Source organism: Psychrobacillus sp. NPDC093180 (assembly GCF_044754065.1).
Classification (GTDB): Bacteria; Bacillota; Bacilli; order Bacillales_A; family Planococcaceae; genus Psychrobacillus.
Genome location: NZ_JBIVOJ010000004.1, coordinates 140,383 through 154,193 on the forward strand (window position 1 = coordinate 140,383; position 13,811 = coordinate 154,193).

The 13,811-nt window shown below is 36.7% G+C and carries 15 protein-coding genes; 14 read left to right on the top strand and 1 reads right to left on the bottom strand.

Annotated elements, in window-relative coordinates; all coding sequences use genetic code 11:
* The first annotated feature begins 17 nt into the window (after positions 1–17).
* From ACIP9W_RS07815 to ACIP9W_RS07845, 7 genes are all read left to right on the top strand, one after another.
* On the top strand, positions 18–506 hold the full coding sequence (locus ACIP9W_RS07815) for a dihydrofolate reductase (RefSeq protein WP_400787910.1): 489 nt from the start codon (positions 18–20) through the stop codon (positions 504–506).
* Between the two features lie 148 nt (positions 507–654).
* A complete protein-coding gene (locus ACIP9W_RS07820) occupies positions 655–1,494 on the top strand; it encodes a DegV family protein (protein WP_400787913.1) in 840 nt (279 codons plus the stop codon).
* A 57-nt stretch (positions 1,495–1,551) separates the two neighbouring features.
* Complete coding sequence (locus ACIP9W_RS07825) at positions 1,552–2,358, top strand: GDSL-type esterase/lipase family protein (RefSeq protein ID WP_400787915.1); 807 nt, start codon at positions 1,552–1,554, stop codon at positions 2,356–2,358.
* A 12-nt stretch (positions 2,359–2,370) separates the two neighbouring features.
* The gene (locus ACIP9W_RS07830) at positions 2,371–2,946 is read left to right on the top strand and encodes a YpmS family protein (RefSeq protein WP_400787917.1); all 576 of its coding nucleotides are present in this window, start codon (positions 2,371–2,373) and stop codon (positions 2,944–2,946) included.
* 11 nt (positions 2,947–2,957) lie between these two features.
* Complete coding sequence (gene msrA, locus ACIP9W_RS07835) at positions 2,958–3,482, top strand: peptide-methionine (S)-S-oxide reductase MsrA (protein WP_400787919.1); 525 nt, start codon at positions 2,958–2,960, stop codon at positions 3,480–3,482.
* On the top strand, positions 3,479–3,889 hold the full coding sequence (gene msrB / locus ACIP9W_RS07840; RefSeq protein WP_142537053.1) for a peptide-methionine (R)-S-oxide reductase MsrB: 411 nt from the start codon (positions 3,479–3,481) through the stop codon (positions 3,887–3,889). The genes msrA and msrB overlap by 4 nt, the downstream gene beginning before the upstream one ends.
* A gap of 759 nt (positions 3,890–4,648) precedes the next feature.
* Positions 4,649–5,203: an AAA family ATPase gene (locus ACIP9W_RS07845; RefSeq protein WP_400787921.1), complete on the top strand. Its 555-nt coding sequence runs from the start codon at positions 4,649–4,651 to the stop codon at positions 5,201–5,203.
* A 93-nt stretch (positions 5,204–5,296) separates the two neighbouring features.
* Here the strand turns inward: ACIP9W_RS07845 and ACIP9W_RS07850 are convergent, their stop codons facing one another.
* On the bottom strand, positions 5,297–6,967 hold the full coding sequence (locus tag ACIP9W_RS07850; protein WP_400787923.1) for a methyl-accepting chemotaxis protein: 1,671 nt from the start codon (positions 6,965–6,967) through the stop codon (positions 5,297–5,299).
* A gap of 310 nt (positions 6,968–7,277) precedes the next feature.
* Between ACIP9W_RS07850 and ACIP9W_RS07855 the strand changes: the two genes are divergently transcribed.
* From ACIP9W_RS07855 to ACIP9W_RS07885, 7 genes are all read left to right on the top strand, one after another.
* Positions 7,278–7,499: a YozE family protein gene (locus tag ACIP9W_RS07855; protein ID WP_400787925.1), complete on the top strand. Its 222-nt coding sequence runs from the start codon at positions 7,278–7,280 to the stop codon at positions 7,497–7,499.
* Positions 7,500–7,571: 72 nt separating this feature from the next.
* Positions 7,572–8,276: a purine-nucleoside phosphorylase gene (gene deoD, locus ACIP9W_RS07860; protein WP_282244906.1), complete on the top strand. Its 705-nt coding sequence runs from the start codon at positions 7,572–7,574 to the stop codon at positions 8,274–8,276.
* Between the two features lie 82 nt (positions 8,277–8,358).
* Positions 8,359–9,840 carry a lmo1851 family serine protease gene (locus ACIP9W_RS07865; RefSeq protein WP_400787927.1) on the top strand — a complete coding sequence of 494 codons (1,482 nt, stop codon included), beginning with the start codon at positions 8,359–8,361 and terminating at the stop codon, positions 9,838–9,840.
* Between the two features lie 288 nt (positions 9,841–10,128).
* Positions 10,129–11,034, top strand: coding sequence for a CobW family GTP-binding protein (locus tag ACIP9W_RS07870; RefSeq protein ID WP_400787929.1), 906 nt, complete (start codon positions 10,129–10,131; stop codon positions 11,032–11,034).
* On the top strand, positions 11,027–11,287 hold the full coding sequence (locus ACIP9W_RS07875; protein ID WP_400787931.1) for a hypothetical protein: 261 nt from the start codon (positions 11,027–11,029) through the stop codon (positions 11,285–11,287). The genes ACIP9W_RS07870 and ACIP9W_RS07875 overlap by 8 nt, the downstream gene beginning before the upstream one ends.
* A gap of 159 nt (positions 11,288–11,446) precedes the next feature.
* Positions 11,447–12,337, top strand: a complete 891-nt coding sequence (locus ACIP9W_RS07880; protein ID WP_400787933.1) for a CAP domain-containing protein — start codon at positions 11,447–11,449, stop codon at positions 12,335–12,337.
* 310 nt (positions 12,338–12,647) lie between these two features.
* Positions 12,648–13,457 (top strand): CAP domain-containing protein, encoded by an 810-nt coding sequence (locus ACIP9W_RS07885; RefSeq protein ID WP_400787935.1) that lies wholly within the window; start codon positions 12,648–12,650, stop codon positions 13,455–13,457.
* Positions 13,458–13,811 lie beyond the last annotated feature (354 nt).

Here is a 13,811-nt window from a genome sequence, read left to right on the forward strand (position 1 = left end):
CAAAGGGGAGATAATAAATGATTTCATTAATCGTAGCGCATGATCCTAATCGAGTAATTGGTCTAAATAACGAAATGCCTTGGCATATTCCAGGAGATCTTGCTTATTTTAAAGAAAAAACGATGGGTAAAGCTATCGTAATGGGAAGAAAAACGTTCGAATCCATTGGTCGCGTTTTACCCGGACGAAAAAATATAATTATTACGAGAAACCCTTCTTATCAAGCGGAAGGAGCAGTAGTAGTAACTAATTTGCCAGATGCCATAGACTTAGCAAAAGCCTACCATGAAGAAGTGATGATTATTGGTGGGGAACAAATTTTTCGAGCAATTTTGCCAAAAGCGGATCGTTTATATGTGACGTTTATAGAGCAATCGTTTGAAGGGGACACATTTTTCCCGGCTTATGGTGAGGAGTGGGTTTTGGTCGACACTTCGGAAAAAATGGAAACAGCCGAAGGGATTCATTATGTGTATTTGGTGTATGAAAAAAAGGAAAACCAATAACTAATCGTTGGGATATTTGAACAATTTCCATCAAATTGTTCAAATATCCTTCTTTTATTCATATAGTGAAGTATATCGCTATTAAATAAGTTTACAAGGGCTAGTACTTCTTCTTATAATAATACGTATAGAGGAAGGAAGAGATAGAGTGCCAAAAGTACATATCGTAACAGATTCAACAGCTGATTTAACAGACGAGCTGATCAAACAATATAATATTCACATTGTGCCACTTTCCATTCATATAGACGGAGACTCGTATATAGATGGCGTTACGATTCATCCAGAAAAGTTTTTAGAAAAAATGGCCACTTCCAATGAATTACCTAAATCATCTCAGCCACCAGTAGGCGTTTTTAAAGAGCTATATGATGAGCTGGGGACCAATGGCGATCGAATTATTTCTATTCATATGACAGGAGCTATGAGCGGTACGGTGAAGTCTGCTCAAGCTGCAGCTGAAATGTCTACATCTGACGTCACGGTAATGGATTCTCAATTTATTTCGTTTGCATTAGGTTTTCAAGTGGAGGAAGCAGCTAAAATGGCCGCAGATAATCATTCAGTTGAAGATATTATAAAAAAGTTGGAAGAAGCCCGTGTCAAAACAAAATTATTTGTCGTAGTAGATACGTTAGATAATTTGGTTAAAGGTGGTCGCATCGGGAAAGGGAAAGCAATGCTAGGATCTTTACTTTCCATTAAACCAATTGCTAGTTTAACAGACGGTGAATATACACCTGTTGCGAAAGTACGAAGCCATAAACAAGTGGTCAATTATTTGTTTAATGAATTTGTGAAAGACACAAAAGGGAAAATTGTAAAGGCGGTAGGCATTTCCCATGCAAATGGATTTTCCATGGCTACCCCATTAAAGAACCTAATTGAGGAATCTGGTTTTAAGCAGATTCAAATGTCGTTTACCTCACCTGTAATTAGTACACATACAGGTCCTGGTGCTATTGGATTTATGTATATGACAGAATAGTGATCAGGCAGGGATAAGAAGATTCCCTGCCTTTAATCATAAATAAAGGGGTTTAGAATGAAATATCTTGTTAGTTTTTTATGTATACTAATGCTATCCGCTTGTACACCAAGTGAGTTAAAGGAAGTAAGTTTCTCCGAAAGGGAAGCGGTGCTGTTTGAAGAATATGTGATTCCTTTTTCTTTTTTTCCAAGAACGATTGAGCTAGTAGGACTAGGAGATTCACTTACGCAAGGCGTGGGAGACGAATTACAAGGAGCAGGTTATATTGGTCGACTGCAAAAAGAAATTTCGCAGTATAAAGGAATAGAAGAGGTTGTATTAACCAATACTGCGAAAAGAGGACGTCGTAGTGATCAATTATTAAAAATGCTAAAAGCCGGAGAAATCGATCATCAGCTTCGAAAAGCGAATATTATTACGCTAACTATCGGTGGTAATGATATGATGAAAGTAGTGAAAAAGGATTTATTTAATCTTCGTGTGGAAGCTTTTGATAAAGAACTTGTGAAGTTTGAAAAAAATTATGAACAAATATTAGAGGAAATTCGAGAGATTAATAGTAGCGCCCCTATTATTCTTCTTGGTCTTTATAATCCTATTACTGCAGTAACGGATGAAAAAAGTGAATTGGATGAGATATTAGCAGATTGGAATAATAGCATTGAATCGATGGCAGAGAGTGATGTAAATGCTTGTTTTGTACCAATCGATCAACTTTTTGTGACGAATGCTAATTTAGTGTATCATACGGACTTTTTTCATCCAAATAGTAGAGGATACGAACTCATTGAAGAAGCTTTAGTCAATTCTTTAGGAGAATGTGGTTTAATTGACGAGCGAAATAGGGAAATGTTGTTTTGAGGAGTTGTTTAAATGAATAAATGGAAGATCGCATTCTTTTTGTTGCTGCTTGTTATTTTAGGAAGTATAGGAACTTTTCTATATTGGGTAACATCTCCAGCGGAAACAATGCCAATAGAAGAGCCGAAAGCTGCCCCAGGGGGTAATGTTTTAACGGTTCATGCAACAAAAGAAGATTTTGAAGGCATCGCTAATACTTATTTAAAAAAAGCAATGAAAGGCAAGCCACTACCTATACAACTAACGGTCGATGATCAAATAGTGTTATCTTCTGAGTTAACCATCTTCTCACTCAATTTTCCTATTAAAATGTATTTTGAGCCGTACGTGGAAGAGGGAGGGAATATTAGGCTAGAGCAAACTTCCTTAGACGTAGGGCAAGCAAAACTGCAGCAGCCAGAAGCTGTGTTAAAATTGTTACGGGATTCGGTCGACTTGCCCGAATGGATAGTGGTCATGCCTAAAGAAAAGGAAGTACATATTCAGCTAGCGAGTATTCCGATGTCATCTGGTATCCATGTGCGAGCAAAAGAGTTGAATTTAGAGGAAGATATAATAACATTAGAAATAGTCATACCATCGAAATGAGGTGCTAAACAATGGAAAAAGCTACTTTTGCAGGAGGCTGTTTTTGGTGTATGGTCAAGCCCTTTGATTCTTATGAGGGCATAGAAAAAGTGGAATCAGGCTATACAGGCGGTCATGTGGAGAATCCAACCTATGAGCAAGTGTGCTCGAATGCTACGGGACATTATGAAGCGGTCCAAATTACATTCGATCCAGAAAAGTTTTCTTATGATCAGTTATTAGATATCTTTTGGATGAATATCGATCCGACCGATGACAACGGTCAATTTTTTGATCGCGGTTCATCCTATCAAACGGCCGTTTTCTATCATTCTGAAGAACAACAAGAAAAAGCGGAAAGCACAAAAGCTGCACTAAATGCATCCGGTAAATTCTCCGTGCCAATTGCTACGAAAATTTTACCTGCTACCACATTTTATGCAGCAGAAGACTACCATCAAGACTACTACAAGAAAAATCCAGCACACTATAATCGATACTTTGTCGGTTCTGGAAGAGCGGCATTTGTAGAGAAAATGCGGGAGGTATTCAAATGAAAGAAAAACTAACAGATATGCAATATTATGTAACACAACAAAATGGAACAGAGCCTCCATTTCAAAATGAGTATGACAAGCATTTTGAAGAAGGAATCTATGTAGATATTGTCTCAGGTAAACCATTATTCCATTCAAAAGATAAGTACGATGCAGGTTGCGGTTGGCCAAGCTTTACTAGACCGATTGAAGAGCAGGAAGTAGTCGAAAAGTTCGATGACAGTCACGGAATGAGACGAGTAGAGGTAAGAAGTAAAACAGCCAATTCTCATTTAGGACATGTTTTCCCGGATGGACCGAAAGAAGAAACTGGACTTCGTTACTGCATAAACTCAGCTTCGATGCGTTTCGTTCCTAAAGATAAACTAGTTGAAGAAGGTTATGAAGAATACTTGAAGTTATTTTAAGGAAGTTAAGCTATTTCTAAAATAACTTGCTAGGAAAGTACAAAAGAGCATTGCTTTTTTGTACTTTTTTGCTGGATAGAAAAGTATAAAAGATTTAAAAGACTGGATAAATTTTTCCAAATATCGAATAATAGTGTTCCGAAATACTTCATATAATAGGAAAACTGCGAAGTAAAGCTTTATTAGGTGTCCGCCGTGATTTTCACTCCAGTCGGGCGCTTTCCGTGGGGTGAGCGATGAGCCATCCCCTCCGCTTTGGGCGTCGTTGGAATGTCTCATTAGCCCACCAGAGGAACGAAGGCTAAGGTCGCCACATCGTGTGGCAATGCCTTCGAAACCAACATCCTGTTGGCCTCCACAGGAGTCGCCGACTGTAATGAAAATCAATGGTAATTTCTTTTTATTTATGATTGACTTGCTGAAAACAAAAACATCAACCGTTTTTGACTAAGTAAATCCAATAAATGGCTAAGGGCAACCAACTGCTGTCGAAAGCAACCAGTTCTAGTCTGAGAGCAACCAAAAGTCTGTGGAGAGCAACTAGTCTAGACTGAAAGCAACCAAATTGATCTTGAGGGCAACCAATTTTCATAAAACAAATTTACTTAGAGTGAGACGCCGATAACTACCGCACAGTTTCCCTATTATGCGTAATACCATTTATCTTACCCATGAGCTAAGTTGGAGTGGAGGCAGGAGCTTTAGCGCTTTTATGCTAAGAAAATCAATAAGAATGTTTGAAAGAGGGGAGTTGCATAGATGAATAGATTAGTTATATTAACAGTAGGTAAAACGCATAGTGGTAAAACTACATTTGCTAAAGCCTTAGAAACAGATCTGCAGAATTCAGTGGTCATCGATCAAGATAATCACGCTGAATTTCTTCACACTTATTATGAAAACTTTTTACCCAAAGATGGACCTAATGTGATTAAACATTCAATTACGCAAACCATTGTGAACTATGCAATTAATGAGACCGATTGTCATCTCATTTTAAGTAATTCAAATCGCAATCAAAAAGGAAGAATACAATTACTTGAACAATTTCATGCCAAAAAGTTTACTACCATCATCGTAAATTTTAATATCTCTGATAATATACTTAAAGAACGAGTTAGAAATAGCCAGCGTGACACATCGGTATTAAGAACTGCATTAACTTTTGATGAAGTCCTCCGTCGGCAACAAAGTGAGGATGTCACGGTTCCAATCAAAGGAGAAACAGATCACTTGTTAACAATTAACCATGAAAATGAAGTGCAGATGGTTATTCAAGAAATTATACATATTGCTAATAGTCAATTACATTAACAATAAAAACAAGAGCCTTCTTTTAGAAGGCTCTTTAATATAATCTTGATACTTTCCGAGAGAAAGAAGAACTCAAGGGAGTATCTCTATTATTTATAGCTTAAACTCATTAACAACTTTTCTTAGCTCATCAGCTTGATGCGAGAGTTCAATAGCAGATGCATTGATTTCTTCCATCGCAGCGGAGCCTTGCTCTGCTGCTGCCGCCGAAGTTTCGGTATTAGATGCTGTATTTTCAGCAATTTGAGTAACCTCTACAAAAGAGGCTGCAACTTCTTGGCTAAAGTTAAGCGTATCTCCAATTTGGTTCACCATTTTATCGATAATTGCAATCGTATCATTTGTTTGTTTCATAATTTGTTCTAAAGAAGCGTTTGTTTCATTTGCCACTTCCACGCCTTTAATGACATTTTCAACTCCCTCATGATTTTGCTTTACAATCGATATCACTTCGTTTTGAATGGATGTGACAATTCCTGTAACTTCTTTTGCGGCGTTTCGAGATTGTTCTGCCAATTTTCGTACTTCATCTGCTACTACTGCAAATCCTCTACCATGTTCTCCTGCTCGAGCAGCCTCGATTGCGGCATTTAATGCGAGTAGATTTGTTTGTTCAGCAATTGCAGTAATTGTTTTAATAATGGACGTAATTTCATACGATTTAGTCCCAAGAGCCTCTACTGTTTGAGAAGTATTGGCCATTGTTTCTTCAATATTCATCATTACTTGAGAAGAGTGCTGAACAGATTTACTACCTTTTTGTGCAGCCTCAATCATTTGATCTGTAGCTTCTTTTACCGATTGGGCATCACTGTTCAAGTATCTTGTCGCTTCTTCCAAAGAATTCATTTTTTGAATAGCAACAGTCATACTGCGCATCGTATGTTCACTACCTCTAGCGATTTCATTTGTCGTATCCGCGATAGATTGAATCGTTACAGCTGTTTCATCAGATGAAGCCATTAACTCTTGTCCGCTTGCAGACACGTTCTCTGTAAGCATACTAACTCGTTTGACTAAATCTGCAATGGACCCTATTAAAGTATTAGTGCTTTCTGCAATTTCTGAAAATTCATCTTTTGTGCGTATTTTTACCCGTCTCGTTAAATCTCCACCAGCTTGTGCTATTTCCAAAATGGAACGATTAATTGAGTATGTGCTTCTTTTAATCGAATAGAAAAGATAAATTCCAAATGATAAGGTTAATAGCACGGAAAACACAGTTAAAGCGACAAATAAATAAAGTGCGTTATTATTTTCTTTCTTTAATAGAGCAATTTGTTCCGCATTATTTTTAGCTAGTAATTCGTTCATCGCGGCAATATGTACATCTACATAACTCATTGCTGTTTTACCATTACCAGCGTTGATGATTTTTTGCGCTGCTTCCATACCTTGTGAATCTCTTAGTTCGATTACTCTTTCCGAATATTGTAGATAAGTCATAAAAAATTGGTCGATAGATTGTATTTTTTGCAGTTCCTCCGGTCGGTTTTTATAAGTTTGATGCAATTCTTTTATGTGTGTAACAATCGCATCTTTATTTTGTCTGTAAGTTGTCTTATAATTTGTTTTACCTGTAATGACATAACTTTGCTCTGCATTTGCAAGCTGTGCTATTTCTGTTGCGATTTTATTGACCATCATTTGTTCTTTCATATCTACGTTTGTAAAAACTTCAAATGCTTTTTGTGAAGAAGACATTTTAGTAGAAGTTAAAACTAGCATGGAAACTAAAATAATGATTAATACTGAAAATATCAATAAGACCCGTCCACGGATGGACTGAAAGATATTTGAATTAGTTTTTGTTTTAGGTCCTTTAGTATTCCTTTTACCTTTTTTAAAGAGGGACAAAGCATTATCCTTGTTTGTTATTTGGTCGTTCTTTTTCCTTCTTTTTTGTTTAAGCCATTGTATCGAGGCTTTCTTTTGTTTAACACCCTTTGCCAATGAAACCAACCCCTTCTTGATGTGTTACATAGTCCTACTTTTTAGTTTACTTGTTTTATGATATATTATCTACATTTTTATGAATATTCTATGTCCTTAGGACTAAAGGAGGAAGATTAAGTTGAACAAGTCTTTTTATTTATTTGCATTAAAATATCGTGGGGGCCATAAGGAGGATAAAAAATCTCGCTTTGCAGAAAGTATGTTCCAGCAACATGATTTTCCAAAAGCAGAAACTTCTTTTCAGGCTCTATCAGAGTACATTGAAGAATTAGCTCACCCAGAGCTAACGGCAAGCATGTTTGATGAGCTTTGGGAGTATTATATAGAAGGGAATAAGTAGCTTGTTCGTTGCAATTATGCTAAAAAAACGGTATTATTAAGCCGATGCATATATAGAAATGAGGTTATTTAAATGAGTATTCATATTAGTGCAAAAAAAGGTGAGATTGCGGATACAATTTTACTACCAGGGGATCCGCTTCGCGCGAAATATATCGCCGAAACATTTTTGGAGGATGTAGTTCAGTATAACGAGGTTCGTAATATGTTCGGATATACTGGTACATATAAAGGAAAACGAATTTCAGTTCAAGGCACTGGAATGGGAGTTCCTTCTATTTCTATTTATGTTCATGAGTTGATGAATGACTATGATGTACAAAAACTAATCCGTGTAGGTACATGTGGCGCAATTCAAAAAGATGTGAAAGTACGTGATGTAATCCTTGCACAAAGTGCTTCAACAGATTCTACTTTGAACAAAGTATTGTTAAATGACGTAAGCTACGCTCCAACTGCAGATTTTGACTTATTGTACAAAGCATATAATGCAGGTAAAGATGCAGGCTTAAACTTAAAAGTAGGTAATGTGTTCACAGCAGACCTATTTTATAACGAAAACGCGCAAAATGAAAAATGGGCGGATTATGGAGTGCTTGCAGTGGAAATGGAAAGTGCAGCGCTATATACATTAGCAGCTAAATTTGGACGCAAAGCCCTTTCTGTTTTAACGGTGAGCGATCATATTATTACTGGTGAAGCAACTTCTTCCGAAGAGCGTCAAACAACATTCAACGACATGGTCGTTGTTGCATTAGAAGCAGCAATCCAGGATTAATAGAAAAAGTGAGAATAGACTGTCAATCATGGCAGTCTTTTTTTAAAAAGTTAATCAGTTTTTTATGAAAAGGGTGAAAAATTTGGATGAACAACAGCAAAACAACGAAGAACCAAAACGTATAGAAGAACCAAAACCATCGAGTTACATTAAGATGAAACCATTTGTTTTTCTGTTAACCATTTTATCCCTAGTTATCGTAACAGTTGCACTTACCATGCTCTATTTGACCTGGGGAAAAGAACAAGTGGTGGATCGTATAATACCACCTTCTGAACGATCCGAGTTCTCTAAGTTATATATGGCTTATGACAAACTAGAAGCAGAATACTATAAGGATATAGATGAAGAAGCAATTATTAACGGTGCGATTAACGGAATGATTGATGCACTAGAAGATCCTTATTCTGATTATATGAATGAAAATGAAGCTTCTCAGTTTAATGAAAGTATTTCTTCTAGCTTTCAAGGAATCGGAGCTGAAATACAAGAGCGTGATGGTATTATTACGGTAGTTTCTCCGATTAAAAATTCTCCTGCTGAAAAAGCAGGCGTATTACCGAATGATAAAATCATGGCAGTAGATGGGAAAGATATTCAAGGGTATAGTGCCTCAGAAGCTGTTTTATTAATCCGTGGGAACAAAGGAACAGAAGTAACACTATCCATTAAACGTGGGGAAAATGCCACGATGGATGTTAAAATTGTTCGTGATGAAATTCCTATTGAGACTGTTTACGCAGAAATGATAGATGATCAAGTTGCGCATATTATTATTTCAAGTTTTTCTACAAATACGTATGATGAACTGCTTACTGCCATTGATGAAATGAAAAAGGAAGGCATGAAAGCGTTAGTACTAGATGTTAGACAAAACCCAGGTGGGCGTCTAGACACTGCAATCGATATTTCCAACCTGTTTGTAGAAGATGGTAAACCAATTCTTCAAATTGAGGACAAAGGAGATAAGATGGTTACGCCAGCCACTCCTGGTATGCGAGTAGATGTTCCAGTAAGTGTTATTATCGATGAGGGTAGTGCTTCTGCATCGGAAATTTTAGCAGGTGCGCTTAGTGAATCAGCGAATGTTCCTTTAGTAGGCTTAACTTCATTTGGTAAAGGTACTGTTCAAACAGTAAATGACTTACCAGATGGATCAAATATTAAAATTACTACTGCAAAATGGTTAACTCCAAAAGGGAACTGGATTCATGATAAAGGAATTGTGCCTGACTATGAGGTGCAATATCCAAGTTACGCTATGTTATCGCCTATCGATCCGTCTACTACACTAGAAGAAAAGCAAAATTCCGAAGCTGTTCAAAACGCGAAAGAAATGCTTGAAGCTATTGGCTATAAAGTAGGGAAGATAGATGGAAATTTTGATGCTGATATGACAGCAGCAGTGAAGAAGTTTCAGGCAGACAACAAGCTTGAAGTCACTGGTAAACTAGTTGGCGACTCAGCTTACGTTCTAATGGATAAAATTCGCGAAAAAATCGTCAAAGATGATCCACAATTGCTAAAAGCAAAAGAAGTAGTTACAGAGTTATTAAATAAGTAAAAAAAGCTGGCCATTTTGGTCAGCTTTTTCAACACGTATAAAGTGAAACTTCAATCAGTGGGGGTTTTTCGACGCACAGGACGTGTTAGTGGGGACGTTGCGACATGGACGTCGCGCTTTTAGTCCCCGTCCTCCCCCCACTGAATGATAGTGGAGGCATACACGATGTTGCGTACTTAGTCTGCGATACATTTCATAGAGCTTTTATGGGCAGTTGATCTCCCACTTATCTTTTCTTGAAGTCGGAGTCTTACTGCCCGTTAAGGCGGGATAAAGGAGCAAAAAAAGATGAAGGATGTCTATTTATTAAGTGGGTTTCTAGGAAGCGGGAAAACTTCCCTTCTATCTCACTTAATCGAGCAGTTTAAAGCAGAAGGTATAAAACCTGCTGTTATCATGAACGAACTAGGAAAGCTTGCTTTTGATAGTAGAGCTGTGGACAATGAGGTTCCATTAAAAGAAATGCTAGAAGGATGTATTTGCTGTACAGGCTCCGAAAAAATGGAGGCACAGCTTCAAATGCTCCTAGAAGGTGAAGAGTTTGATGTTTTATTAATTGAAACAACAGGAGCTGCACATCCCGTGGAAGCGATGGATGCAGTTCTTTCTCCTTTGTTTGCAAGTAGGCTTAACATGAAAGGTATTATTACGGTTGCAGATTGCAAAAGATGGTTAGACCGAGACAAAATGACCCCGCAAACAAGAATGCTCTTTTTAGAGCAAATTAAACATGCACATTTAATAGTAGCAAACAAAGTAGATTTACTTACCGACGCAGAAATTTTAAACGTTACGATGCAAATACAAGCTTTAAATGACGGAGCACCTATAATACAAACTTCGAATAGTAAAATTCCTTTAAAGCTGTTAAAAAACATGGAAGCTACTTTCCATGAAAAAGAGGTTCAAAAAGCAGCGATTGGTAAACAACTCTCGCTTTCTTCCCGTTTGCATACATTTATAGAACCACTAGATCAAGAAGCGTTTGAAGATTGGGTTCGAAAACTTCCAGATACTATTTACCGAATGAAAGGATATGTTCCATTAAAGGGACATAAAAATCCATTTCTATTCCAATATGCTTATGGTATGGTACAGTGGCTTCCGGAATATATGAAAATGTCTCCTGAGATCGTTATTATTGGAGATCAAGTGGACAAGTTAGAGATAATCGGAGATGTACGAAATGATTAAAGCATTCCGTACTTTATATAAGGATCGTAAATTTACTACTGAACTCCAATCCGAAGAACAAATACGTGAAGTGATAAAAGCGGAACTGTTGGATGAATTTACTCATCCAAGAGCAAGGCTAGCGCCTGAAAAAAAGTTGAAGCTTGCATTAGACAGAATAAGCGTAAGCACATTATCAGAGGAAGATAAGGAATTATTAAAGCATGTCTATAGACAGGAATATATAAAACTGTCAACAGAAGATAGAACGTAATATTTAAGTATAGTGGTTAAGTTATCCATTTTACGCATTCCAAATGATCGTTTCTAATAACATTTTCTTTTAAAATGGTCTTACTGGAATATTTTATTCTATTTTTTCTGCTATTTTTGTGTTTACAATAGGGGAGCACAAAAGAAGGAGGAAATGAAATTGAATAAAAAACATTCTATCATGGTTGGATTACTTGCAGGCGGCTTATTACTTTCAACGAATACAGCTGACGCAGCAATGATAACTGGAAATTCAAAAACTACTTCCGAGGCAAATACATCCATTACGTATCAATGGCAGTCTCCGATTAACGTTATGTATAATTATAATTTAAATAACTTAGATATTCAAAATCTAGTCAATGAGCAACTAAACAATCTAGAGCCAACTATTAAGAAGGAACTACTAGAGGCCCAGAAATCACTCAACACTAAAACAGTCCAAGAGGATCAAAAGCCAGTTGCAAAAGAAAAAGCACCAGCAGCTGAAAAAGAAAAAACGCCAGTAGTTAAAAAACCGGCTGAAAAAGAAAAAGCGCCAGTAGTTGAAAAACCGGCTGAAAAAGAATCAACACCAGTAGCAGAAAAACCAGCTACTCCAGTTAACCCAGCTACACCTGTAACAACGCCAGAAGTGAAAGAACCAGTAAAAGAAAATACGGAAGCTGGACAAGTATCTTCAGTAATTCAACAAGTAGTAGATTTAACCAATCAAGAACGTGCTAAAGCAGGATTGAAAGCATTGCAAATTGATACAAAGCTTACACAATCAGCCCAAGCAAAATCACAAGATATGAAAGACAAAAACTATTTTTCTCATACAAGTCCAACATACGGTTCACCATTTGACCAAATGAAATCTTTTGGTATTACGTATAATGCAGCGGCAGAAAATATTGCGATGGGTCAACGCAGTGCAGCAGAAGTTGTAAAAGCATGGATGGAATCACCAGGTCATAAAGCAAATATCATGAATCCATCTTATACACATATCGGAGTTGGATTATCTGATAGTGGTTACTACTGGACACAACAATTCATCGGAAAATAATTTATTCGAAAACCTACTAAGTTGATAACTTGGTAGGTTTTTTGCTATTCTGAATCTATTGTCTGTTTTTATTATTCTCCATAGAATCTTTGTAACAAATCTATCGATAACGAGGGTTTTATATTAATCTGTCAACAGAGGATAAATCGTAATATTTGAGTATAGTGGTTAAGTTATCCAATTATATTGCTAAAATCATTAGTTATACTAGCATTTTCTTTTTAATTGGTTGTACTGGAATATTTTATTCTAATTTTTCTTCTGATTTTGTGTTTACAATAAAGAGGCACAAAAGAAGGAGGAAATGAAAATGAAGAAAAAGCATTCAATTATCGTTGGATTACTTGCAGGTGGATTGTTACTATCAACTAATAATGCAGAAGCAGCAATGACAACTGGAAATTCACAAACTACTTCGGAGGCAAATACATACGTTACGTATCAATGGCAGTCTCAGTATAATTACAATTTAAATAACGTAGAAATTCAGAATATTATTAATAAAGAATTAAAATCACTCAATATTAAAGTAATAAATGGAGCTAAACAACCTACAGTTATCAAGAAAGCAACAGTAGTTAAAAAAGCGCCAGTTGTTAAGAAACCAGTGGTTACTGAAAAAGCACCGGTAGTTAAGAAACCGGTAACTCCTGTAAAACCACCAGTAGCAGAAAAACCATCAACACCAGTAACACCACCAGTAGTTAAAGAACCAGCTAAAGAAAACAATGATTCAGTGCAAGTACCAGCTGCAATTCAACAAGTAGTAGATTTAACCAATCAAGAACGAGCAAAAGCGGGGTTAAAAGCTTTACAAATTGATACAAAGCTAGCGCAATCAGCTCAAGCAAAATCACAGGACATGAAAAACAAAAACTATTTCTCTCATACGAGTCCAACATACGGTTCTCCATTTGATCAAATGAAATCTTTTGGTGTGACGTATAAATCTGCAGGGGAAAATATTGCAAGAGGTCAACGTAGTGCAGCAGAAGTTGTAAAATCATGGATGGCATCACCAGGTCATAAAGCAAATATTTTAAATCCATCGTACACACATATCGGAGTAGGTTTATCGGATAGTGGATACTACTGGACACAACAGTTCATCGGAAAATAAATAAAACAAAACTACCAAGATATTTTAACTTGGTAGTTTTTTAATACTTTCGGAAATTATAAAACGCTACTAGCTTGATTGACTTGCTAAAATAAACAGCGTTACGACTGAATAAACCCAGTAAATGGCTAAGGGCAACCAACCGACCATTCAAAGCAATTAATTCTAGTTGGAAAGCAACCAAATTAGCGAGAGAGCAACCAATTTAAGACGAGAGCAACCTAATTGCCGATGAAAGCAACTAGTTCTCAAGAAAGCAAGTTTACTTGGATTGAGACGATAATGATTGTGACCAGTTATAATTTCCACAGGCTATTTAAAATAGTAAGAAGCCCTTTTGTTACGTGTATCTAT